The sequence below is a fragment of the Haloarcula amylolytica genome (assembly GCF_049705545.1).
Taxonomy (GTDB): domain Archaea; phylum Halobacteriota; class Halobacteria; order Halobacteriales; family Haloarculaceae; genus Haloarcula; species Haloarcula amylolytica_B.
The window spans coordinates 2,858,165-2,881,255 of the sequence record NZ_JBNAMU010000001.1 but is presented as its reverse complement, the minus strand read 5'-3'; the positions used below and the strand labels follow the sequence as shown (position 1 = coordinate 2,881,255).

The following is a 23,091-nucleotide window of genomic DNA, read 5'->3' as shown; positions in this document are numbered from 1 at the left end:
TCAAAAAGAAACGCCTTCGTTCGTGTCGTTCACAGGCCCATGAAACAACTGCAGACAGTCCAAGAGTGTTTAAAATACTCTTTAAATCGGTTTCTTCGACGGAAGCAGCCGCCAGGCGATCACAACCGACAACACCGAGAGTGCGACAGTGGCAACCGGTAACACGAGGCCTGGGTCGTACCGCAACGGCGGATGATAGCCGAACCCGTAATCGAGCACGTCGTTGCCGAGTGCCAACACCAGTGCGGTCACGAGCGCGCCCTTCGTCGTCCTGGCGTAGTGAGGCACTAACAGCCCCTCTGCAACGAACCCGAGGTGGGTGACGATGATGCCGAAATACGCCCACGGGGCGGGGAAGTAGGCGTCGAAGCCGATATTTAACGCCACGACGGTCCACAGCCCCATCTTGATCAGCCAGACCAGCGCAATAGTGTGGAGGTACGCGAGCGGCACCGTCAGCGGCACCTCGTCGAGTGACTCGCCGAGGAACGGCAGGAGAGTCGCAACCGATAGCGTCATCAGGAACAGCGCGGCCGGCGAATCGGCGTACAGCGGCCAGAGAAACGTCGACACCTCGGGCATCGTCTCGACGTAGTACCGGATGCCGACGAGCATCGCGACGGCGTTGACAACCAGCAGCCACACGAGACTCGGCGTCTGTTCCAGGTAGTACCGCGCGTACCGACGTGGCAACGGCCCCCGCTGCTCGCTCATGGGTCGACTCGGGACCGCTCGCGGCATAGCCCTGTCGGACGGGACCCGGAACCCAATCCGCGCTGTTTGCACGACGGCAAAAGCGTGCCGGCGAACACTTATGTATGTCAATGACACACATTCGGGTGTACCGATGTTCGAACAGTTTTCGCGCGGATACTACCTCGGCCGCCTCTACGTCGAACCGAGAGACGACGCGGCGGCCGCGATGTGTCGCGAGCAGCACGAACGAGTGAACGAACAGTTGTACGCCTCCGGCGAGGGGGTCGAGCGCACAGACTATCCGCTGGTAATGAAACTCGGCTCCCAGCACTTCGCCGTCCACGGGGACGAACAGGTCCCGGCGGACACACTCGTCGTTCCCGAAACGATGCTTGCGGACGCTAACGTTCGGAACCCACCCAGCCTCGAAGAAGTGTTCCTGGCGAAAGCGGACCACGCCGCACAACTGCTCTCTATCTCGGAGGGGACGCCGACACTTCCCGATACCGCGGTCTGACGGCGTAGCATCTCCGCTCCGGCGTCGGTCTCCGCATCGAGGCCGAGGCCGTCACTTCCACCGAGCGCGCAGGAACCGATACGATCTTTGTAGGCCGGTATAAGTAGGTTATACGCTTAAGCTACAGAGCAATGCGGTCTGGGGGCTTCTATACGCCTGTATGTCACAGCGGAACCATGCAGACGATCAGGACAGAGCTACCGAAGCCAAATTTTACCTCCCCGCCGGAGCCACCCCGTCGTCCGAAGCCGGCTGGTTCGAACGTATCTGGGCCGTGCTGTTCGATCATCGCGTCTGAAATATCGATATCGATTTGTCAGGATGTGTCGAACAGCGGGGTGATTTCCGGGTCTCTCAGGCTGCCCGGCTCGTATCGACGGCAAAACCTGATAGATCTTCGTATGCAGAAATCACGACCAACCGACCCAGTTAAGCTACCGCATGGCTACTGTTACAACCCCGATAGCAAGAATTACAATCCAGGTTTTCACCCGGCGTCTCGAACAAACTTTTACTTGTACGTCTTAGCACACTAAACCACTACCTTACAGAACAATGACCGATATCAAGGCGGTCGTCCGAGCCGAGCACCCCGACATAGTGCTCACGGAGACCGTTACTCACGACCGAAGTTCGAAAGTCAGGTCGGTGTCAGAGGCCGGAACAGACCCGACGTCGGGAAAATTCTTCTATCACATCGAATCGTCTGATTTCCAACAGTTCGAAGACGGATTACGGAACGACAGTACCATTGGCGAATTCGAACGAGTCATCGAAACTCGAGACGATGAGGCCATCTACAGCTTCGAGTATACAGACGAAGCGAAGATCCTCTCTCCTGTAATTTCCTCCGCGAACGGTGTCATTCTCGACATGGAGAACGACGGGAGCGCCTGGATTCTAACGGTGTGGATGCCCGACCGAACGGATCTAGTTCATCTCTGGGACTACGCACAACAGAACGAGATTGATATCGATTTACTGCGCGTGAACGAATACGCCAGTTTGGGGAATACCGACGCTGGGCTGACCGACAGCCAACGAGAAGCGCTCCTCGTCGCATTCGAAACGGGGTATTTCGAAGAACCGCGGAACGCGACCCTCAGCGATGTCGCCGCCGATCTGGATATCTCTCAGCCGGCAGCCAGCGGTCTCCTCCGACGTGGGATCAAGCGACTCATCATCTCGTCCCTGCGGGATGACAGCGAAACGCCAGATTGACCGCCGGCTCCTCGGTGCAGTGGCGGTCCGGGAAGTCACTTTTAAGCCCGTCCCCGTCCGCCATCCAGTCGATGCTTGACCGGTTGCTGGGACGAGCGTCGCTGAAAGAGCGGGTGGCCGAACTCGAGGAGGAGAACCACCACCTCGAACGACAGCTCGACGCCGAGAAGGAGCGCCGCGCCGACGCAGCGACCGAGCGCCAGCAGGCAGAGGCCGAGGTCAACCGGCTGGAGGACCGCGTGGCTGAACTCGAAGACCGCGTCGAGCGCCTGCAGGACGAGGAGGGCGAATCGACGTTCCGGGCCGAGGAGACGCTCAGCCGAGCGCGGCTGGGTGAAGTCCTCGACCGGCTGGAGTCCTTCGAGACGGAGCCGGAAGGAGTCTTTACGGCCTACGTCGACGCTGAGCGCTCCCTGCCTGGCCCGGTCCGCGAGGCCTTCGGCGACCGCGCGTCGCTGGTCGCCAGCGCCGCGCCGTGCCTGGCTGTTACGGATGACGCCGGCCTCCTGTCGGCGTGTCTGTCCGTCCCCGCGCCGCCGTCGTCGTTCACCGAGTGGGCCGATACCGTCAAACTGGAGCGGTCGTGGTTCGAACCGACCGGCAAGCACGTCGTCGCGCTGGTTCGCTCCGACCTGTTCGCCATGGGCGAGTACGACGGCCGCGAACGGACCGCGTTCCACGGGTTCGACTCGGAGCTGAAAAGCCAGCACTCGAAGGGCGGCTTCTCACAGAGCCGGTTCGAGCGGCTCCGGGACCAGCAGATCGACTCCCATCTCGACCGCTGCCGAGCAGCTATCGAGGAGGTGTCGCCCGACCGGCTGTACGTCGTTGGCGAGGGATCGGTCATCCACGAGTTCGAAGACCTCGCGACGGCGACGAAGCCGGTCGACGCGACTGGGGAGCCGGCCGAGGCGCTCGACGATGCCGTCCGGTCACTGTGGACTGTTCGGTTGCGCGTGCCGTAGTTCGGAACCCGTTCACCCCAGTTCCGTCGGTGCCGGTTCCGTAGCTTTTTCGCGGGGCGGCGATTCTATCCGGCTATGGCCGTAGCCATTTTAACACACGACGCCTTCCCCGACCGGGCCAAGACGGCCGTCGGGTTGTTGCGGTACGGTGACCGAACGGTGCGAGCACTCGTCGACCGCGAGCGGGCCGGCCAGCGCGTCCACGACTCGCTGCCGGACGTCCAGGACGCCCCGATCGTCGCGTCGATGGCCGACGCACCCGACGTCGACGCGCTCGTCATCGGCATCTCGCCCATCGGCGGCGAGTTCGACGAGTCCTGGCGCGCTGACGTGCGAACGGCGCTCGAACGCGGCTGTGACGTGTACTCGGGCCTGCACGACTTCCTGGCCGACGACGAGGAGTTCGCCCGCCTCGCCGCGGAACACGACGCCGAACTACACGACCTCCGCAAGCCGCCCGAAGACCTGACTGTGGCAGCGGGGACCGCCGGTGACGTGGACGCGACGGTCGTCACGACTGTCGGGACCGACTGCTCGACGGGGAAGATGACCGCCTCGTTCGAGATCCGTGACGCGGCGCGGGAGCGCGGCCTCGACGCCGCCGTCGTCCCGACCGGACAGACCGGCATCGCCATCTCTGATCGGGGCATCGTCATCGACCGCGTCATCGCCGACTACGCCGCCGGCGCGGTGGAACGGCTGGTCAAAGCGGCACAGGCGGCGGACCTCCTCGTGGTCGAGGGTCAGGGCGCGCTCGCCCATCCGGCCTATTCGGGCGTGACGACGAGCATCCTCCACGGATCGGCCCCGGACGCGCTCGTCATGTGTCACGAGGCCGGCCGCGAGGCCATCCACGGCTACGAGTCGTTCGACATTCCGCCACTCCCCGAGTACGTCGACATCTACGAGCGTCTGGCCGCGCCCATCTCGGACGCGTCAGTCGCCGCAGGGATGCTGAACACGCGCCATCTCGACGACGACGCGGCCGCGGATGCTGTCGCGGGGTACAGCGACGCTCTGGACGCACCGGCGACCGACCCGGTCCGTCACGGCGTCCCCGACGAGGTGCTGGACGCCATTCTATGAACTGGAGCGTCGACCGCTACGACCTGCCGCTGTCGAACCCGTTCGGCATCTCGCGGGAGACCAGTGAGACCAGCGAGACCGTCGTGGTCGAACTCACCCACGAGGGAACCACCGGCACCGGGGCTGTCACGCCGTCGGCGTACTACGACGAGAGCGCGCAGTCAGTGGCCGAAACGCTGCCATCGCTCTGTGAGGCCGTCGACCGCATCGGCGACCCGCACGCCCAGCAGCGTATTGAACGAGAACTCGGCGAGCAAGCGCCGAATCAGCCTGCTGCCCGGATGGCACTCTCCATCGCCGTCCACGACCTCGCCGCTCGGAGACTGGACCTGCCGCTGTACCGCCAGTGGGGACTCGACCCTGACGCTGTCCCGCCGACGACCTATACGGTCGGCATCGACTCGCCCGAGCGGATGGCCGAGAAGGCCAGGAAAGCGGCGGGCAACGGCTTCGGCCACCTGAAGGTCAAACTCGGAACCGACGACGACCGGGCGCGACTGGACGCGGTCCGGGATGCAGCCCCCGACGCCGAGGTACGCGTCGACGCCAACGCCGCTTGGACGCCCGAGGATGCTATCGACAAGGCGGACTGGCTCGCCGACGCCGGCGTCACGATGCTGGAACAGCCGGTCGAAGCCGACGACATCGACGGTCTCCGCCGTGTGACTGACGCGACCGAGATTCCCGTAGCCGCTGACGAGTCCTGTGTGACCGCGTCGGACGTGTCGCGGGTCGCTGACGCCTGTGACATCGTCAACGCCAAACTGGTCAAGTGCGGCGGCCTCCGGCCCGCAATGAGACTCCTTCACGCCGCCGACGCCCACGGCCTCGACTCGATGCTCGGATGCATGGTCGAGTCAAACGCCAGCATCGCCGCGGCGGTCCACCTCGCGCCGCTCGTTGACTACGTCGATCTCGACGGAGCGCTCCTGTTGGCATCGGACCCCTACGTCGGCGTGCCGCTCGACGGTGACGTGTTCGACCTCGCTGCGGTGTCGGCCGGCACCGGCGTTCGGCGGACGCGAGACGCGTAGCTCCGGGGCAGTACAACAAAAAACCAGGTTTCGGGTATACCCCGTTTACGCCGACTCGACGGCGTCCAGCAGCTCGTCGTAGTCCGGCTCGTTGGTCGGGTCGTCGGCGACCCAGCTATAGGAGACTTCGCCGTCGTCGTCAACGACGAACACGGCGCGGTTCGCGACGCCGAGCAGCCCGAGGTCTTCGATGTCGATTTCGAGGTCGTAGTCCTGAATCGCCGACCGGCCCATGTCGCTGACCAGATCGAACTCCAGACCGTGCTCGTCGCGGAAGGAGTTCAGCGAGAACGCCGAGTCGGCGCTGAGGCCGAGCACCGTCGCGCCGGCGTCGTGGAAGTCCCCGAGGTGCTCCTGCAGGGCCACCATCTCGTTGGAGCACGGCGGCGTGAACGCGCCCGGGAAGAAGGCGAGCACGACCGGCCCGTCGCCCAGGTGGTCGCTCAGTTCGAAGTCCTCTACCTCACCGTTCGCGATTGTCGCCGAGATGTCCGGCGCTGTGTCGCCTGTGGATACCATCACCCAAATATAACGGCGTCACCCGAATAAATACCTGCCATCCGGCAGGGATACCCCGACTCCACTTCGTCGTGGGACTGGCCGCTCACACCCATTCGTCGAAGGAGTGGTGCTCGCGGCTCGCCTCGATATACTCCCGCTGCATCGACTGGATGGCCGTCGAGAGGTCGTCGCCGTCGTCGAGGGACTGTCGAACGCGGTCGATCTTCCAGTCGCTCGGGGTCATGCCGGCTTCGTATCGGGCTTCGATAGGTCCGAGGTACTCGTCGATGCGGGCCTCCGGTACGTCCTGCTCGGCCAGCCCAAGACGGGCGTACTGGAAGATCTCGTCGTAGATCGCGTCGTGGTCGGCCGTTCGCTCGCCCTCGGCTGTCACCCACGAGAGGTCGGCGTCAGAGCCATCCTGCGCGGCGCTGTAGAAGCTCCGCCTGGCCTCCTGCCAGGGCAGTTCCGCGGCGGGGTGGTCGGCGACGACCAGCCCGCGGATGAGACCGACCGTCAGCGCCTGCAGTCCGATCATGTCCTTGACGTGGGGCTGGGTCGGGAGCGGGCGGTACTCGATGCGGAGCGACTTTTCAGTGCTTGCCCCGTCGACGGCCGCGCCGCCGACGACACAGCGGAGCCAGCGCCAGTAGGTTCCGCGCTTGTGGTCGAACTCCCAGAACTCGTCTTCGAACGCCGCCCGGTCGTCGTCGTGCAGGAACTCCCGCAGGAACGGGGCAAACAGATCGTCGTCGACGACGCGGCCGACTACGTCCGTGGTGTCGTCCAGGTCCCGCGGGACCCGGACCTTCGGGTTCTCGCTGGTGTTGACCGACTGCTCGAAGGCCGCGATGCGGAGTTCGTGGTGCGTGTTCGCACAGAGCCACTCGCCGTCGGTGTCGTCGTACATGTCCGCGGGGAGGAACGGCGAGTTCACCGACAGCGCGAGCAGCGGCCCGAGCGTCCGTATCGCGGCGTTGTAGTACTCGGGGAACGCCTCGGCGTCCGGAACCTGAAGGTGGGGCTGGATCGAGGTAGCCAGCGACTCGAACAGAATCGTCGGGAACGACCCGCTGTACCCCGGCACGTCGAAGTCGATGCTGCCGCCGGCGCGGTCCAGCGCCTCGTTGTCCAGCGCCACGTATCTGGGGGCCTGCCGCATGTTGTCCGCGAGGACGACCCCGTCGTTCGTTTCATGCGCCGAGAGGTACTGTTCGCTGCCCTCCTCGGGCGGGATGGTCCACATCGCATCGAGGACGAGTTCGCAGTTGTGCTTGCTCGCTTGCTGGCGGGCCTGCTTCGTCTGCATCTCTACCGCCGTCGTCTGGACCTCCATCCCGGTCTGGTCGAAACTGTTCGGTTCGGTGTTGACCTCGGCGTTGTGCAGGCCCAGTTCCTTGTTGGCCTCGCCCTCGAACACCACGTCGGGCAGGCGGGTCAGCCGCCCCTTCCAGTCCCCGGGGTCCATGTACGGCTCGTCATTTTCTTCCGCGACCGACGACTCGACAGCAGGTTCGGCCTCCTCCTCGGGCGTCTCCGGTTCGTCCTCGGCCAGCGGGCTGTCCGGGTCGATGTCGAGCGACGGCCCCTCTCCGGGACCGAAAGAATCCTCGGGTTCGTCAGCGGCTTCGCCAGTGTCTTGATCCAGTGACTCGTCCCCGGCGGGTTCCAGCGGGTCGCCCTCTTCTGGGTCCAGCGACGCCCCGTCGCCATCTGGTTCCAGTGATGCGCCAGCGCCGTCTTCTGGCTCCGCTGGTGCGTCGAGTGAGCTGCTCCAGGCCGCCCCGCTCGACCCGCTCAGGTCGTCGTCGAGGTCCTCTTCGGCGACTGTCTCGTCGTCTCCCTCGTCGTCTGGTTCGGGCGGGTCCGGCTCGGCGTTGATGGCGTACAGTTCGATCTCCAGGCCGACGGAAAAGGCTTCGTTGTCGAACTCCCCGGCCTCGATGGCTCTCCGGAGCCGCATCGCCTGTTCGTCGACCCGCTCAGTGAACTCCGCGGCAGTCTCGTCAGCGAGCGACCGGGTCACCAGGTCGACGATATCGTCCATGCTCGGTACTGTGTGGGTTCTTCCACTATAAGTGACCCGTCGTTCGTCCGACGGGGCGTTACTCGAAGAGGTCCTCGTGGCGGGCCGCGAGATTGGCGTAATCGCCGGAACTGAACGCCTCGAACACCTCGTTGGGGTCGATTGTTGTCTCGGACAGCGGCGTCACGGTGGCCGGGCTCCCACGGACGAAGGACTCCGCAGGCACCTCGTAGCCCGGCGGAACGACCGTCCCCATCGCGACGATGGAGCCCTCGCCGATGGTGGCATCGCTGACCGTCGAATTGAATCCAACGAGCGCCCCGTCGCTCACGTGGGCGTCGTTGAGAACGGCTCCGTGGCCGACCATCACTTTCTCGCCGACGGTCGAAGCGTGGACGATAGCCCCGTCACCGATCGCCGATTCGCGACCCACCTCGACGGGGGCCACGTCGCCGCGCAACACGACGCCGGGCCAGACGTTCGCGTTCGGACCAACAGTGACATCGCCCACCAGCGTCGCCTCGCGGCTGACGTGGGCGTATCCGTGGATGTCCGGTGTGGTACCTTCGAACGCGTACTCTCGGCTGTCCATACTGTCTACAGCGTGTCGGCGGGCCGAAAAGATACCGGTCAGATCAGGGTGGTACTGGCAACGTGTCCTGTTGGTTTTGTCTGCTCTCGGCGGCCACACAGCAGCACTACTCGATGTGGACCACGAGGACGGGGACGGGCGCGCTCTGCACGACGCGCTCGGTGACGCTCCCGAGATTGGCGACCCGGTCCCGTCCGGTCCGGCCGTGGGTCCCCATCACGATGAGGTCGATGTCTTCTTGCTCGGCGTAGTCGGTGATCGTCTTGTGGGGAATCCCCTCCTCCATGGTCGTGACGACCTCGACTCCGGACTCCTCGCCGCCGACGGCGATGTCATCGAGCGCGACTTCCCCCTCTTCCTCCAGCGACTGGCGCACTTCGTCCTGATTGGACTTGTCGGCCGCGAGGTACAGCCGTTTATCCACGACGTACAGGCCGTGAAGGGTCGCGTCGTTGTCGCGCGCAATCGAGGCCGCATGTGCGAGCGTCTCCGTCGTTCCCGAACTGCCGTCTGTGGCTACGAGCACCGAATCGTACATATGCGGCTTCTCATGCGAACTGGGCCCACATAGTACTCCCTATCACACCGACACGGTCCGTGGGTATCCAAGGGGGGATGAAACCGTTTGATTCGGCATCCGTTGTTCAGTGTATAATCGTTCTAACCATTATTTGTCAACAGGAATACTTTTGCCAGTTGCTGTCCATTAATTTCTATACGATGCAGGGGAGCACGCAGCCAGACGACACACGGGCAGAATTGTACGTTCGTTCACTGCTGCCCGACGGGCACACGCAGCAACAGGCTGCGGTAATCGACCGGCTTCAGGGGCTGTCGGAGGCTGACATTCTGTCAGATGTTACCGTTCAGGTTATCGGTCGGCAAATTCCGTCCACGCCAGCGGAGGCGCGAACCGAACTCGGATTATTCGCCCTCAATCGAGTCAGCGTCTTTCAGGAATGGGCGAAACGCAACGACTGTTCACTCGATCCCGCGTTCCAAGTCCGGTCGGTGGACTCGGAAATAACGGGGGAGCAGTACCGGGCGCTCGTGTTTCCAATCCAACTCCTGGCGGAGTACGAGGGGTCGGAACTCACGTGCGTGACGCCACACACGGCCGAGGGCGAGACGGTCACGGTCAGGGACCGGCTCACCATGCTCGAAGGGGAGGAGGAATCGACGTTCTCATCGCTGGAGCGGGCGAGCGCACCGCATCCGTCGGCGCAGTCTGACCTGCCGGCGGTCGACACCGTCGATGAGGATTCGGACCCGCTGTTGCCAGAGTAACGCCAGCGTCGCCTGCGTCTCAATACACTTATCCCCGGCCGCCGTCGTATCATCGGGTATGAGTACGGTCACGGTCACGCTGCCCGACGGGACCCCACTAGAGGTCGAGAGCGGCAGCACGGTCGAGGATGTCGCCTACGAAATCGGGCCAGGGCTGGGTGACGACACGGTCGCCGGCGTTGTTGACGGCGAACTTGTCGACAAGCACGCGCCGCTAACAGCCGACGTCGAACTGGAAATCGTCACCGAGAGCAGCGACGAGTACCTCGACGTGTTGCGTCACTCCGCCGCTCATGTTTTCGCGCAGGCGCTGCAGCGCCTCTACCCCGACGCGAAGCTCACAATCGGGCCGTGGACCGACAACGGGTTCTACTACGACATCACCGGCGTCGATATCGACGAGGACGACCTCGAAGCTATCGAGGCCGAAGCCGAGGAAATAATCGAGGCGGACCTCGACATCGAACGCGAACTCGTCGACCGGGAAGACGCCTTCGAGCGCTACGAGGACAACCCGTTCAAACAGGACATCCTCGAAACTGAGGCCGCAGACGACGAGGAGGTTTCTTTCTACACGCAGGGCGAGTTCGAGGACCTCTGTCAGGGCCCCCACGTCGAATCGACCGGCGAAATCGGCGGCTTTGCCCTGCTCGAAATCTCTGCAGCCTTCTGGCGCGGCGAGGAAGACAACGAGACCCTGACCCGCGTGTACGGGACCGCCTTCCCCACGGAGGACGAACTCGACGAGTTCCTCGAACAGCGCCGCAAGGCCGAGGAGCGGGACCACCGCAAGATCGGTCAGGAGATGGACCTGTTCTCCATCGACGAGACGACCGGGCCGGGCCTGCCGCTGTACGAACCCAACGGCAAGAAGATCCTCAACGAACTCTCGGACTACGTCGCCGGCCTCAACCGCGACGCCGGCTACGACGAGGTCGAGACGCCCCACGTCTTCCGGACGGAACTGTGGAAGAAGTCGGGCCACTACGAGAACTACGTCGACGACATGTTCCTGCTCGACGTGAACGACGAGGAGTACGGCCTGAAGCCGATGAACTGCCCGGGCCACGCCACCATCTTCGAGCAGAACTCCTGGAGCTACCGGGACCTGCCGGTACGGTACTTCGAGGACGGGAAGGTGTACCGCAAGGAGCAGCGCGGCGAACTCTCCGGGCTCTCCCGGACGTGGGCCTTTACCATCGACGACGGCCACCTGTTCGTCCGGCCGGACCAGATAGAGGAGGAGGTGCTGGCGACGGTCGACATCATCCTCGACACGCTCGACACGTTCAACCTCGACTACACCGTCCAGTTCGCTACCCGGCCGGAGAAGTCCGTCGGCGGCGACGAAATCTGGGAGAAAGCCGAGTCCCAGCTCGAAGCCGTCCTCGACGAGCAGGACATCGACTACGTCGTCGAGGAGGGTGACGGCGCGTTCTACGGCCCGAAGATCGACTTCGCCTTCGAGGACGCGCTCGGTCGCCACTGGGACGGCCCGACTGTCCAGCTGGATTTCAACATGCCGGAGCGGTTCGACCTCTCCTACACCGGCGAGGACAACGAGGAGCACCGCCCGGTGATGATCCACCGCGCGCTGTACGGCTCCTACGAGCGGTTCTTCATGGTGCTGACCGAGCACTACAACGGGAAGTTCCCGCCGTGGCTCGCCCCCGAACAGATCCGCTTGCTGCCGGTCAGCGACGACAACATCGCCTACTGCGAGGAGATTCAGGCCGAACTCGACGACTTCCGGGTCACCATCGAAGACCGCTCCTGGACCGTCGGCAAGAAGATTCAGCAGGCCCACGACGACCGTGTCCCTTACATGTGTGTCATCGGTGACAACGAGGAGGAAGCCGGCACCATCTCGGTGCGGGACCGCAAGGAACGCGAAGAGAAGGACATCGACATCGCCGAGTTCCGCGACCATCTCGAAACCGAAATCGAGCAGCAGCGGACCGCCGTGACGTTCCTCGCCGGCCGGTAGCCGCTGCCGTCCGATTGATTCTACCTGACGACACACCGCCTACCTGGCGCTCCTCGGGCACGCGTTTTTATGCCCGGCGGACGACCCGATCTGTATGGCAACTGACAGTGGCGAGTCGGGCGACACCATGCGGGAGCGCGCCGCCGGTGACACCCGAATTCTCTGGTTCCTTCTGGATGCGGACCGCTGGCTCGTCACTGCGCTGCTCTCGGCTGTCCTGTTCTGTGGGATTCTCGCAGTCGGGTTCCTCCACCCCACACCGGCCCTGACGTTGCTGACCCGCGGCGACCCGGTCGAAACGCTGTTCCAGGCGCTGATTACGGGGACCATAACCGCCGTTACCCTGGTCCTGACACTGAGCCAACTCGTCCTGTCACAGGAACTCGGTGCGGTCGGCGACCAGCGCGAGCGGATGGAGGGGTCGATGCAGTTCCGCGCCGACGTGGCCGACGCCGTCGACACGCCGGTCAGCCCCGCGGAGCCCTCGGCGGTTCTCCGGTCGCTGATCCGTGGGACCGCCGAACGGGCCGAAAACGCTCAGAACGCAGTCGACGAGACGGCGCTCGATGATGACCTGGCGGCGTTACTTTCGAACTATCTCGACGACGTGCTAACCAACGCCGACAGTGTCACCGACCAGCTCGAAGGCGGGACCTTCGGGGAGTTCGATGTCATCAAGGCCGCCTTGAACTACAACTACTCCTGGAAGCTGTACGCCGGTCGGCGCATCCGCGAGGCCTACGCCGACGAACTGACTGACGAGATCGACGAATCGATAGCGGAACTCGTCGAGACACTCGAACTGTTCGGCCCGGCCCGGGAACACTTCAAGACGCTGTACTTCCAGTGGGAGCTGTCCGACCTCTCCCGGACATTGCTGTACGTCGCCATCCCGGCGCTTACAGTCGCAGTCACCTCGTTGCTGTTCCTCGATGTGCAGGATTTCGTCGGCGTCACGGCCGGTGTCCCCGACGTGTTGTGGCTCCTCGCGGTGACGACGACGGCATCGGTACTCCCGTTCACGGTCCTGCTGTCGTACATCCTCCGTATCGTTACGATAACCAAACGAACGCTCGCTATCGGCCCTTTCATCCTCCGCGAGACTGACCGGAGCGTCGATGTCGACTGGGAGTGACGCCGTGCCACATCACCACGGTATAAGTGCCGGTCCGGACTCGCTAGTACCATGCAGATTGGCTCGCGTCGGTGTATCCTCAACCCCGTCAGCGGCGACGGCGAGCACGCCGACTACGTTCCGCGGCTGATGGAGGCGCGCGGGTTCGAGGTGTACGAGACCAGGGCCGCGGGCGACGCGGTCGAACTCGGCCGTGAGGCGGGCCGAGCCGAAGCCTCGGAGGTCGCCGTCTGTGGCGGCGACGGGACGGTGAACGAGGTGGTCCGTGGGCTCGACGACGCCGGCCACCTCGGCTCGGTGACGCTGAGCGTCATCCCGGCCGGAACAGCGAACCTCCTGGCCGGGAACGTCGGCGTCACGGACATCGAACACGGTGTCGAAATCGCCGACACCGGAGAGACGCGGCCGGTCGACGTGGGCGTCGCCGACGACGAGCCGTTTCTCGTCTCCTGTATCGCCGGGCTCCCCGCCGACGCCAGCGTCTCGACGCCCAGCGCTCTCAAAAAGCGGTTCGGGACGCTGGCGTTTCTCCTCACCGGGGCTCAAGAGACGCTACGCTTCGACGGGCTCGACATCGACATCGAGGCCGTCGGCGAAGACGGGCCGTTCACGTGGTCCGGGACGGCGACCTGCCTGCTGGTGGGCAACGCCCGGAAGTTCGTCGCCGAGGGCGGACAGGCCGACATGGAAGACGGCCTGCTCGACGTGGCCATCGTCGAACAGATGCCCACGGGCAACCTCGTCGCAGAGGCCATCGGACAGCGACTGCTGTCGCTCGATACCGACGGGGTGACCCACGTCCGGGCGGACGAGATTACCGTCGACGGCCACGACGAGACACTCACGTTCAGCCGGGACGGCGAACTCAGCACGCACGAGACGCTATCGCTGTCGGTGCGGGAACGCGCCCTCACGCTTCGCGTCGGAGCGGGCTACGAGCCGAACCCGGAGTGACGAGCCGGTGCGACTGGAGGGCGACGACGGCCGGGGCGAGTCGCATTCCGAAACCACTCGACGGCGCCCCGGGTGTTTTTATCGCCATCGGTCGAGTGGAGTGGTATGCCCCCGCTCTCGACGGGCGCGCTCGTCGTCTTCGCGCTCGTCGCCGCCGCGGTGACGCTGTTCGTCACCGAGTGGCTACCGCCGGACATGACGGCCATCGCTGTCCTCGTCGCGCTGGTCGTGCTGGAACCGTACACCGGCGTTCCGGCGCGGACGGCCATCGAGGGGTTCGCCAGTCCGGCGGTGGTCACCATCGTCGCGATGTACGTCCTCAGCGCTGGCGTCGAGTCGGCCGGCGTCGTCGACTGGCTGGCCGGCAAACTGGCGGCGCTGACCGGCGGCGACGAGCAGCGCCTGCTGGCCGCCATCGTGGGCACGACGGGCGTCAGTGCGGGGTTCGTCAACAACACGCCGGTGGTCGCGGTCTTCATCCCGCTGGTCACCGGGCTCTCGGAGCGATACGGCATCTCGCCGTCGAACCTCCTGTTGCCACTGTCCTTCGCCGCGATGCTCGGTGGGACGCTCACACTGGTCGGCACCACGACGAACCTCCTCGCCAGCGACCTCTCGGCGCAGTTGCTCGGCCGACCGTTCTCGATGTTCACGCTGACGCCCGTCGGCGTCGTCGTCCTCGCCGTCGGCGTGGCCTACCTGCTGACGGTCGGTCGGGCGCTCGTCCCCGAACGGATCCACCCCGCCGCCGACTTCACTGAGGAGTTCGATATGGACCGACACCTCGCACAGTTGCGGGTGCGCGAGGCGTCGCCGCTGGTCGGACTGACAGTGCAGGACGCGCTCGACGGCGGCGTCCCCGACGACGTGGTCGAGGCGGTCGCGGACGCGGTCGACACGGGTGAGTCGCTGCCGACCGAGGCCACTGTCGAACAGGTCATCGCCGCGAGCGACCCGCTCGACATCGACGTGCTCCAGATCGACCGCGACGGCGAGTCGTTCTTCGCGACGGCCACCGACCGGCCGCTCGAACCCGGCGACGTGTTGACGGTCCGGGGGAATCGCCAGGCCGTCAACCAGCTCGCCCAGACGCTCGATCTTCGTGACCTCGCCCGCAAGTCCGTCACGGCGGACCTCCTGGCAGAGAGCGGCCATCCGGGCGTTCTCGCGGAGGCCGTCATCCACAGGGAGTCGCGGCTCCGCGGGCGAACGCTCGCCGACGTGCAGCTGCGCAGCCGGTTCGACGTAACGGTCCTCGCCGTCCGGCGCGGCGACGAGATCATCCACGAGAACCTCGCGGCGGTCGAACTGTCCGCCGGCGACCTGCTCCTCATCCAGACGCCCCTCGACGAGGTGGGCCACCTCCAGGACGAGGGGTATCTGATCCTGACCGAGGGGCCGACGGAGCTGTTCGACGCGCTCGACGGCGGCCCGCCGTCGCTCGACGCCTCGGCGGCGGTCCCGCTCGTGACGCTGCTCGCCGCCATCGCGCTCGCGGCGCTGGACCTGCTGCCCATCTACATCGCCGCGCTGGGCGGCGTCGTCGCCACGGTCGCGACCGGCACACTGAGCGCGTCGAGGGCCTACGACGCGGTGAGCTGGAACGTCGTGTTCCTGCTCGCCGGACTGCTCCCGCTGGGGCAGGCGATGCAGGCCACCGGTGGGGCCGCGTTCGTCGGCGCGCTCCTCGTCGACGCCGCTGGCGTCCTCCCGCCGCTCGCGTTGCTGGCGCTGGTGTACCTCCTGACGGCCGTCCTCGCCAGCGTCATCACCCCGGCCGCGACCGTCGTGTTGATGGTCCCGATCGCCGTCGCCACCGCCGCCGAAATCGGCGTCGCCGGGTTTCCCTTCCTCGCCGTCGTGACGTTCGCGGTCGCGACGGCGTTCCTGACGCCCATCGGTTACCAGACGAACCTGATGGTGTACGGCCCCGGCGGGTACCGCTTTACAGACTTCCTGCGCGTCGGCGGCCCGCTGCAGCTCCTTCTGTGCGTCGTCACGACGCTCTCGGTGTCTGTCGTCTGGCCGCTGTAAAACCAGACCCGTCGGCTACTGCTCGTCTTCTTTCAGTTCGTCCAGCTCCGACTCGACCTCGCTCTCGTCGACGTCGACCTGCGTACTCTCGTCGGCGAGTTCCTGTTCCAGTTCGGCCTCTGAAACGTCGGCGTCGCTCGACCCGCTGTCGCCGTCCTCGGCTTTCCCCATCTCGGCTTTCAGCGTGTCGAGTTCGGCGTCGACCGACCCTTTCTGCTGGACCTCTTCGAGTTCCTGTTCCAGCGAACTCTTGTCGGAGAGCTGGTTTTCGAGGACGCCGTCCTCGCGGAGTTCGTCCATCGCCTGCGAGCGGGCCTCCATGTCCTCGGTGCGCTCCTCCGCGCGTTCGATGGCCTGGTTGATGTCCTGCATCTCGTCGCCCGCGCCGGTCATTGCCTCGTTGACGCGCGCCGACGCCTTCGCGGCTTCGTGACGGGCTTTCATCGTCTCCTTCTTCGTCCGGAACTGCTCGATCTGCTTCTGGAGCTCGTCTTTCTGCTCGACCAGCTGGTCCTGCTGGCTCTGCAGGTCCTGAATCTGGCCTTCCAGCTCCTCGATCTGGCTCATCTTCTGTTTTTTCTTCTCCAGGGCCTGGCGGGCAAGGTCCTCGCGGTCCTGCTCGACGGCCTGGCGCGCCTGTTCGTTGTGTTTCTCGACGTTCTCTTCGAGGCGGCGTTTCTGTATCTCCAGTCGCTTCTTCTGGGTCGTCAGGTCCGCAATGCCCTGCTTGACGTCCTGCAGTTCGTCACGCAACTGCTCGTAGCTGTAGTCGAGGGTCTCTGTCGGGTCCTCCGCTCGGTTCAGGACGGCGTTGAGCTTCGAGCGGATGACGTACGACGCGCGCGAGAGGATTCCCATGTATGCGCATTGGTCTCTCCAACCTTAAATTTCTTACAGCGGTGTGGCGTCTGAACACGTATGACTACCGTCGGAATACCGGGCGGGCGCGGCGTCACCGCGTCGTTCGACCGGCCCGAGTCGGCGTCGGTCGTCGTCGCGTGCCCGCCGCATCCGCAGTATGGCGGTACTCGCTCGGACAGCCGGCTGGAGGCGGTCAGCGACGCGCTCGCACCCGACATCGGCTGTCTCCGCTTCGACTACGGCACGTGGGACGAGGGCCGCGGCGAGCGGGTCGACGCCGAGAACGCCCTCGCATGGGCCGGCGAACGAGCAGACGCCGTCGGCCTGTTTGGCTACAGCTTCGGCGCGGCTGTGGCGCTCTGTGCGGCCGCCGACCGCGACGCTGTGGCCGAGCCGTCGGTCCTCTCCGTCCTCGCTCCGCCGGCCGGACTGACCGACCATCTCGATGCTGTCGCCGCGCTCGACGCCATCGACTGCCCGGTACAGATAGTGGTCGGCGAGCGCGACGACACCGTTGACTGGGGGCCAGTCGCCGACCGCGCCGCCGAGCAGGGCCACGCGGTCGAGCGTCTGCCGGCCGACCACCACTTCGTCGGCCAGTGCGGTCGTATCGGCCAGACTGTCGGCCCGTTTCTCCGGGATCACCTGTTGCCGCCGGAATCCACTGTTTAGAGTCCTCGGTCGATTTTGGCCGCCACTTCAGCGCTCGGTGCAACTCTAGGGCAGATAGCCGCGCCTGCTGGACAGTATCGAAAGACAGAGGCGCTGTCAGCCCAATTACCGACCATGAACCGCCCGCTCGCGTTCGCTGCCGTTACGTTCATCGCCACGCTGGTGGCGCTGTTGGTCCTGATGCAGACGGCGCTCGTCGCGGGTGGGCCAGCGCGGGCGCTCGTCCTCGCTTCAGTCGGAAGTCTGGGGACCTATGTCGCTATCAGATCCGGCGTGCTCAAGTCCTGATTATCGGTCAAAGTTACATTTATACTATATACTGATAAATATTGTACTATGTCAACTCGAACCAGGGTGGCGGTGTCTCACTCGACACGACACGGCGTCGTCTCGCTTCTGGGTGGGTTCGTCGCCGGCTACCTGCTGTTCATCGCCATCGGGTCCAGTCCCGGTGATGCGGTGTTCTCGGCGCTGTCACTCGCCGTTCTCGTGGCCGCGTGGCGCGTCCTTACGCAGCCGTCACTGTAGTCGCGTTGACACTGCGACGGGGTGGCGAACAGTGCGTGCTCCGAAACCGTTTAGACTACGCGGGGTTCACCGTCGGTATGCCGACCGAACCCGAAACGGACTACGACCCGGAGCTGGGTCGGAAGTTCATTTTCGTCACCGGTGGCGTGATGTCTGGCCTGGGGAAAGGCATCACTGCCGCCAGCACAGGCAGATTACTCAAAAACGCCGGGTTCGACGTTACAGCGGTCAAAATTGATCCGTATCTGAACGTCGACGCCGGTACGATGAACCCCTTCCAGCACGGCGAGGTGTACGTGCTCAAAGACGGCGGGGAGGTCGACCTCGACCTGGGGAACTACGAGCGGTTCCTTGACATCGACATGACCTTCGACCATAACGTCACCACGGGGAAGACCTACCAGCACGTCATCGAGAAGGAACGCGCCGGCGACTACCTCGGTCGCACGGTCCAGATTATCCCGCATATCACCGACGACATCAAGCGGCGTATCCGCGAGGCAGCCGAGGGCAACGACGTCTGTATCATCGAAGTCGGCGGCACGGTCGGCGACATCGAGGGGATGCCGTATCTCGAAGCGCTCCGGCAGTTCGCCCACGAGGAGGACGAGGACGATATTCTCTTTACCCACGTCACGCTCGTCCCTTACTCGAAAAACGGCGAGCAGAAGACGAAGCCGACCCAACACTCCGTGAAGGAGCTACGCTCTATCGGCCTCCAGCCGGACATTCTCGTCGGCCGCTGTTCGGACAAACTCGACATCGACACGAAGGAGAAGATCGCGCTGTTCTGTGACGTGCCGACGGAAGCCGTCTTCTCGAACCCGGACGTCGACGACATCTACCACGTCCCGCTGATGGTCGAGGAGGAGGGCCTCGACGAGTACGTGATGGAGGAACTCGACATCGCCTCGGAGGCGCTGCCCGAGGACGAGCGGGAGAACCGCTGGCGCGACCTCGTCACCCAGAACACCGAGGGGGAGGTCGAGGTCGCCCTCGTCGGCAAGTACGACCTCGAAGACGCCTACATGTCCGTCCACGAGGCGCTGAAACACGCCGGGCTGGAGAAGAACGTCGACGTGAACGTCCGGTGGGTCAACTCCGAGAAGATGGGCGACCGCCACGCCGACCGGATGCGCGAGGCCGACGCCATCGTCGTGCCGGGCGGCTTCGGTGCTCGGGGCACGGAGGGCAAAATCGAGGCCATCCGCTACGCCCGCGAGAACGACGTCCCCTTCCTCGGGCTGTGTCTCGGCTTCCAGATGGCCGTCGTCGAGTACGCGCGGAACGTGCTGGACCTCGACGACGCCCACTCCGCGGAACTGGACGAGGACACGCCACATCCCGTCATCGACATCCTCCCCGAGCAGTACGAGATCGAGGACATGGGCGGAACGATGCGGCTTGGTGCCCACGAAACCGACATCGACCTGAACACGCTCGCCGCGACGCTGTACGGCGGCGACTCCTGCACGGAACGGCACCGCCACCGGTACGAGGTCAACCCCGAGTACATCGACGATCTCGAAGCCGCCGGGCTGAAGTTCTCCGGCCGCGCCGGGAACCGTATGGAGATACTCGAACTCGCGCCCGAGGACCACCCCTACTTCATCGGGACGCAGTTCCATCCGGAGTTCCGCTCCCGACCGACCCGCGCCAGCCCGCCCTTCGTCGGCCTGCTTGAGGCCGTGCTCGGCGACGACCCCCACAGTGTAACGACCGAGGAGGTGAGCCACTGATGGTGAACGTCGACGAGTTCATCGCCGACGCGAAAGCCGAAATCGTCGACGAGATCGGCGACAAGAACGCCGTCATCGCGCTGTCGGGCGGCGTGGACTCCTCGACGGCCGCCGCGCTGGCCTACGAGGCCATCGGCGACCAGCTCACCCCCGTCTACGTCGACACCGGGCTGATGCGGAAAGGCGAGACCGACCAGATCCGCGAGACGTTCAGCTACATGGACTCGCTGCGGATCGTCGACGCCCAGGATCGGTTCCTCGACGCACTCGGCGACGAGACCGATCCCGAGGAGAAGCGCCACATCATCGGCGAGCAGTTCATCCGGGAGTTCGAGACGGTCGCCAAGGACGTCGACGCCGACTACCTCGTTCAGGGGACCATCTACCCCGACCGCATCGAGAGCGAGGGGACCATCAAGTCCCACCACAACGTCGGCGGCCTGCCGGAGGTCGTCGATTTCGATGGCATCGTCGAGCCGATGCGGGATCTCTACAAGGACGAGGTCCGCGAGGTCGCCCGCGCGCTCGACCTCGAAGAGATCATCTCCGAGCGCATGCCGTTCCCCGGCCCCGGCCTCGCCGTCCGCATCATCGGCGAAGTCACCGAGGAGAAACTGGAGGTGGCCCGCGAGGCCAACCACGTCGTCGAAGAGGAGCTAGAGGAGTACGAGCCGTGGCAGGCCCTGGCCGCCGTCATCGGCAAGGCCACCGGCGTCAAGGGCGACAACCGCGTGCACGGCTGGGTCGTCGCCGTCCGCTCCGTCGAGAGTCGAGACGGGATGACCGCCCGCGCACAGGAACTCGACTGGGACACGCTCCAGCGCATCCAGTCGCGCATCACCGGGGCGCACGAGAACGTCGCCCGCGTCGTCTACGACGTGACCCACAAACCGCCGGCGACTATCGAGTACGAATGAACGTGGTTCTCGTCGGCTCGGACCCGAACGGACTCACCGACGCTCTCGAAAGCGAGGGCCACACAGTGACGGTCGCCGACGTGGGCAACCGACCCGGGCTGGAGGAGGCCGGCATCCACGAGGCCGACGTCTACCTGCTGACCGAGATGTCCCAGGCCACCTCCATCGCTGTGGCGAAGGATCTCAACCCCGATCTCCGGGTCGTCGTCTACGCGGAGGGCTCGCTGCCGGACTTCGCCAGCCGACAGACCGACCTCGTCGTTGATCCGGACCTGCTGGACGCCGACGCGGTCGCCGAGGAACTGTAGCGTCGTCCGCCGGTTTTGACGCTCCTCTCGCTCACAGCGTCGCCGCCAGCTCGGCGAGTTTCGCCGAGCCGTTTTTCTGGAACGGAACTCCGTGGCCCGGGACAGCGATTTCAAACCTCGGTGAGCACTCAACGAAGTCACTGATGCTCCGGGCGACGGCGTCGGTGTCGTAGCTCACCAGCCACGGCGAGGGCTCGAAGCGACCGCTGTCCTCCCGGACGAGGTCGCCCAGCAGCCCCAGCGACAGCTCCTCACTGACGTAGCAGACGTGACCCGGCGTGTGTCCGGGCGTGTGATAGGCAGTGAAACTGCCGACGGTGTCGCCGTCGGTGAGGGGGACGACGCCGTTATCCGGCGCGTCCAGAAACGGCGAGACGAGGCGCTGGAACGCGCCCTTGTGATTGCCCAGCGGCGGGGTCCGCTCGCCGGTGACCAGCGGCGCGTCCCGCTCACCGACGTAGACGGTCACGTCGATACCATCGAAGGCCGTCAGTCCGCCGACGTGGTCGAAATCGAAGTGCGTGAGGAGGATGCGGTCCAAGTCCCGGAGTTCGTAGCCGGCATCGCTCAGGCCGGCGACGAGTTCGTTGCCGTGCCAGGGCAGGCCCGTGTCCACGAGCGTTAGCGCTCCGTCGTCGTCGACGAGCGTCGCGTTGACGCCCCTGAGATCGTACCACCAGATATCATCGGCGAGCGCCGTTACCATAGCGCGGGGTTGGAGCGGGGCTTCCTAAACCCTTGGTCACCGTTCCGTTTCGGCGAGCCGGCTCCGATTTTAGTCGAGTGCGACTGGTGCAGCCTGTCGCACGTCGTCCTGGAGCCGGTCGGCGTGTTCGAGCCGAATCTCGCGAGCGTCGCGAGACGTGACCGGTTCCGGCCTGTCGAACGTCGGCGCGACCGGGTCGTACGCGTCCACGTCGAACCCCATCCGGTCGAGATACGACCGCACGCTGTCGGTGCTGACCCCGTCCCGGATGGCGTCGTTCGCGTACGCAAGGACAGCATCGAACTCCGGGAGCACGATTTCGTCGTCGGTAACGCGGCCCGTCTCCCCCTCGATACGCACCTCGGTTCCCCTCAGGTGGTCCATGAGCGATGCCACGGCGTCGGCGAGTTGCAGGACCTGGCTCGGGAGCGCAGCGTCCGGTGACCGCCACTCGACGGTGCCGAACTCGGCCCGGAGCTGGACTGGTGTCCAGATGGAGCTTTCGGGCTCGAAGTTCGCCGCGACAGTCCGACGGTCGATACCGGCGTCGACAGCCGCGGTCACGAACTCGTCGTAGCGCCGTTCGAGCCGGCGGTCCCACTCTGCAGTGTCGTCGAGATACGACCACAGCCAGCCCTGGTGTGGCACCGAGTTGTACGCCATCCAGCGGTACAGTTTCGAGCGCGCACTGTCGGCCAGCCGCCGGCCGCGGAAATACGGCGAGGACGAGACGAGCGCCAGCGCGGGATCGATGGCGATCAGCGCGTTCAACTGGTCGATCTCCCGCCCCGGCTGCTGTTCGACGTGGATGTGCGTGCCGGCGCAGTGGCGGACGTACTCGAAATCGTCGCCGACGACACGGTTTTGGATCCGGGTCCGGTCGCACGGAATCTCCTGAATTTCCTCAGCGTTGACCGGGGTCGAAAGCGGTACGAGGCGTTTTCCGCGGTCGTCGGCCCGCCGCAACACGGCCCCGAGTCGGTCAAGGAGTTCCTCGCGCAGTTCTGTCGCTGTCTCGCACGGCGTCGTCTTGACCTCCAGCAGGGGCTTGACGAACTCCCGCTCCGCCCCTGGGGTTGCGTCGACGAGCGCGCCCGGTTCGACCAGCCGGCCCGCATCGTCGATGACCCAGTACTCCACTTCGATGCTCCGTCGTATCGGTTCGGATTGGTGTACTGACACAGTGGCCTCGCTGTGGATTCAGCGGTGTGTTCCCGCGCCGAAATCCAATGGTAACACACCACACGAAAGCTGCGGCCAGGTGGCTTATGATGGTTACGCGATTCGTAATATTTGCGGCAGTCAAAGCCACAACTATAGCTATA

At 64.9% G+C, this 23,091-nt stretch carries 24 protein-coding genes; 16 read left to right on the top strand and 8 right to left on the bottom strand.

Translation table 11 applies throughout. The annotated features are described in order from the left end of the window. Nucleotides 1-81 precede the first annotated feature (81 nt). Complete coding sequence (locus tag ACOZ4H_RS15110) at nucleotides 82-714, bottom strand: DUF1405 domain-containing protein (RefSeq protein WP_424330051.1); 633 nt, start codon at nucleotides 712-714, stop codon at nucleotides 82-84. A gap of 133 nt (nucleotides 715-847) precedes the next feature. Here ACOZ4H_RS15110 and ACOZ4H_RS15105 point away from each other — a divergent pair, with 133 nt between their 5' ends. The 5 genes from ACOZ4H_RS15105 (at nucleotide 848) to ACOZ4H_RS15085 (ending at nucleotide 5,519) form a co-directional block, all read left to right on the top strand. Continuing rightward, a complete protein-coding gene (locus ACOZ4H_RS15105; protein ID WP_008310655.1) occupies nucleotides 848-1,213 on the top strand; it encodes a DUF5802 family protein in 366 nt (121 codons plus the stop codon). A gap of 555 nt (nucleotides 1,214-1,768) precedes the next feature. After that, on the top strand, nucleotides 1,769-2,434 hold the full coding sequence (locus ACOZ4H_RS15100; RefSeq protein WP_424330050.1) for a helix-turn-helix domain-containing protein: 666 nt from the start codon (nucleotides 1,769-1,771) through the stop codon (nucleotides 2,432-2,434). Between the two features lie 71 nt (nucleotides 2,435-2,505). After that, entirely contained in the window at nucleotides 2,506-3,399 is an 894-nt protein-coding gene (locus ACOZ4H_RS15095; protein ID WP_424330049.1) for a Vms1/Ankzf1 family peptidyl-tRNA hydrolase, read from the top strand. Between the two features lie 75 nt (nucleotides 3,400-3,474). Next, on the top strand, nucleotides 3,475-4,485 hold the full coding sequence (locus ACOZ4H_RS15090) for a DUF1611 domain-containing protein (RefSeq protein WP_424330048.1): 1,011 nt from the start codon (nucleotides 3,475-3,477) through the stop codon (nucleotides 4,483-4,485). Then, nucleotides 4,482-5,519 carry a dipeptide epimerase gene (locus ACOZ4H_RS15085; protein ID WP_424330047.1) on the top strand — a complete coding sequence of 346 codons (1,038 nt, stop codon included), beginning with the start codon at nucleotides 4,482-4,484 and terminating at the stop codon, nucleotides 5,517-5,519. Before ACOZ4H_RS15090 ends, ACOZ4H_RS15085 begins: the two co-directional genes overlap by 4 nt. 45 nt (nucleotides 5,520-5,564) lie before the next feature. Here ACOZ4H_RS15085 and ACOZ4H_RS15080 read toward each other — a convergent pair whose 3' ends face one another. The 4 genes from ACOZ4H_RS15080 to ACOZ4H_RS15065 all read right to left on the bottom strand — a co-directional run bounded on the left by ACOZ4H_RS15080 (nucleotide 5,565) and on the right by ACOZ4H_RS15065 (nucleotide 9,176). After that, entirely contained in the window at nucleotides 5,565-6,038 is a 474-nt protein-coding gene (locus ACOZ4H_RS15080) for a peroxiredoxin (protein ID WP_424330046.1), read from the bottom strand. A gap of 85 nt (nucleotides 6,039-6,123) precedes the next feature. Continuing rightward, nucleotides 6,124-8,067: a hypothetical protein gene (locus ACOZ4H_RS15075; protein ID WP_424330045.1), complete on the bottom strand. Its 1,944-nt coding sequence runs from the start codon at nucleotides 8,065-8,067 to the stop codon at nucleotides 6,124-6,126. Between the two features lie 58 nt (nucleotides 8,068-8,125). Further along, a complete protein-coding gene (locus ACOZ4H_RS15070) occupies nucleotides 8,126-8,638 on the bottom strand; it encodes a gamma carbonic anhydrase family protein (RefSeq protein WP_424330044.1) in 513 nt (170 codons plus the stop codon). A gap of 106 nt (nucleotides 8,639-8,744) precedes the next feature. Further along, entirely contained in the window at nucleotides 8,745-9,176 is a 432-nt protein-coding gene (locus tag ACOZ4H_RS15065) for a universal stress protein (protein WP_424330043.1), read from the bottom strand. A gap of 182 nt (nucleotides 9,177-9,358) precedes the next feature. Between ACOZ4H_RS15065 and ACOZ4H_RS15060 the strand changes: the two genes are divergently transcribed. The 5 genes from ACOZ4H_RS15060 (at nucleotide 9,359) to ACOZ4H_RS15040 (ending at nucleotide 16,035) form a co-directional block, all read left to right on the top strand. Then, entirely contained in the window at nucleotides 9,359-9,925 is a 567-nt protein-coding gene (locus tag ACOZ4H_RS15060) for an HTH domain-containing protein (protein ID WP_424330042.1), read from the top strand. Between the two features lie 58 nt (nucleotides 9,926-9,983). Beyond that, nucleotides 9,984-11,912, top strand: a complete 1,929-nt coding sequence (gene thrS / locus ACOZ4H_RS15055) for a threonine--tRNA ligase (RefSeq protein WP_424330041.1) — start codon at nucleotides 9,984-9,986, stop codon at nucleotides 11,910-11,912. A 94-nt stretch (nucleotides 11,913-12,006) separates the two neighbouring features. Beyond that, nucleotides 12,007-13,047, top strand: coding sequence for a hypothetical protein (locus ACOZ4H_RS15050; protein WP_424330040.1), 1,041 nt, complete (start codon nucleotides 12,007-12,009; stop codon nucleotides 13,045-13,047). A 51-nt stretch (nucleotides 13,048-13,098) separates the two neighbouring features. Continuing rightward, nucleotides 13,099-14,001: a diacylglycerol/lipid kinase family protein gene (locus ACOZ4H_RS15045; RefSeq protein ID WP_424330039.1), complete on the top strand. Its 903-nt coding sequence runs from the start codon at nucleotides 13,099-13,101 to the stop codon at nucleotides 13,999-14,001. Between the two features lie 105 nt (nucleotides 14,002-14,106). Continuing rightward, nucleotides 14,107-16,035, top strand: a complete 1,929-nt coding sequence (locus ACOZ4H_RS15040; protein WP_424330038.1) for an SLC13 family permease — start codon at nucleotides 14,107-14,109, stop codon at nucleotides 16,033-16,035. A gap of 15 nt (nucleotides 16,036-16,050) precedes the next feature. On the opposite strand, the gene ACOZ4H_RS15035 is transcribed toward ACOZ4H_RS15040, so the two are convergent. After that, entirely contained in the window at nucleotides 16,051-16,893 is an 843-nt protein-coding gene (locus ACOZ4H_RS15035; protein WP_424330037.1) for a PspA/IM30 family protein, read from the bottom strand. Nucleotides 16,894-16,953: 60 nt separating this feature from the next. Between ACOZ4H_RS15035 and ACOZ4H_RS15030 the strand changes: the two genes are divergently transcribed. The 6 genes from ACOZ4H_RS15030 to ACOZ4H_RS15005 all read left to right on the top strand — a co-directional run bounded on the left by ACOZ4H_RS15030 (nucleotide 16,954) and on the right by ACOZ4H_RS15005 (nucleotide 21,060). After that, complete coding sequence (locus ACOZ4H_RS15030) at nucleotides 16,954-17,568, top strand: alpha/beta hydrolase (RefSeq protein WP_424330036.1); 615 nt, start codon at nucleotides 16,954-16,956, stop codon at nucleotides 17,566-17,568. 114 nt (nucleotides 17,569-17,682) lie between these two features. Continuing rightward, nucleotides 17,683-17,856, top strand: coding sequence for a hypothetical protein (locus ACOZ4H_RS15025; protein WP_424330035.1), 174 nt, complete (start codon nucleotides 17,683-17,685; stop codon nucleotides 17,854-17,856). A 48-nt stretch (nucleotides 17,857-17,904) separates the two neighbouring features. After that, nucleotides 17,905-18,096 (top strand): hypothetical protein, encoded by a 192-nt coding sequence (locus ACOZ4H_RS15020; protein ID WP_424330034.1) that lies wholly within the window; start codon nucleotides 17,905-17,907, stop codon nucleotides 18,094-18,096. A 77-nt stretch (nucleotides 18,097-18,173) separates the two neighbouring features. Further along, the gene (locus ACOZ4H_RS15015) at nucleotides 18,174-19,835 is read left to right on the top strand and encodes a CTP synthase (protein ID WP_424330033.1); all 1,662 of its coding nucleotides are present in this window, start codon (nucleotides 18,174-18,176) and stop codon (nucleotides 19,833-19,835) included. Continuing rightward, nucleotides 19,835-20,752, top strand: a complete 918-nt coding sequence (guaA, locus tag ACOZ4H_RS15010) for a glutamine-hydrolyzing GMP synthase (protein ID WP_424330032.1) — start codon at nucleotides 19,835-19,837, stop codon at nucleotides 20,750-20,752. The genes ACOZ4H_RS15015 and guaA overlap by 1 nt, the downstream gene beginning before the upstream one ends. After that, a complete protein-coding gene (locus ACOZ4H_RS15005) occupies nucleotides 20,749-21,060 on the top strand; it encodes a DUF7126 family protein (RefSeq protein ID WP_424330031.1) in 312 nt (103 codons plus the stop codon). The genes guaA and ACOZ4H_RS15005 overlap by 4 nt, the downstream gene beginning before the upstream one ends. A 31-nt stretch (nucleotides 21,061-21,091) precedes the next feature. Here the strand turns inward: ACOZ4H_RS15005 and ACOZ4H_RS15000 are convergent, their stop codons facing one another. Then, the gene (locus ACOZ4H_RS15000; protein ID WP_424330030.1) at nucleotides 21,092-21,766 is read right to left on the bottom strand and encodes an MBL fold metallo-hydrolase; all 675 of its coding nucleotides are present in this window, start codon (nucleotides 21,764-21,766) and stop codon (nucleotides 21,092-21,094) included. 69 nt (nucleotides 21,767-21,835) lie between these two features. Beyond that, entirely contained in the window at nucleotides 21,836-22,948 is a 1,113-nt protein-coding gene (locus ACOZ4H_RS14995; RefSeq protein WP_424330029.1) for a glutamate-cysteine ligase family protein, read from the bottom strand. Nucleotides 22,949-23,091 lie beyond the last annotated feature (143 nt).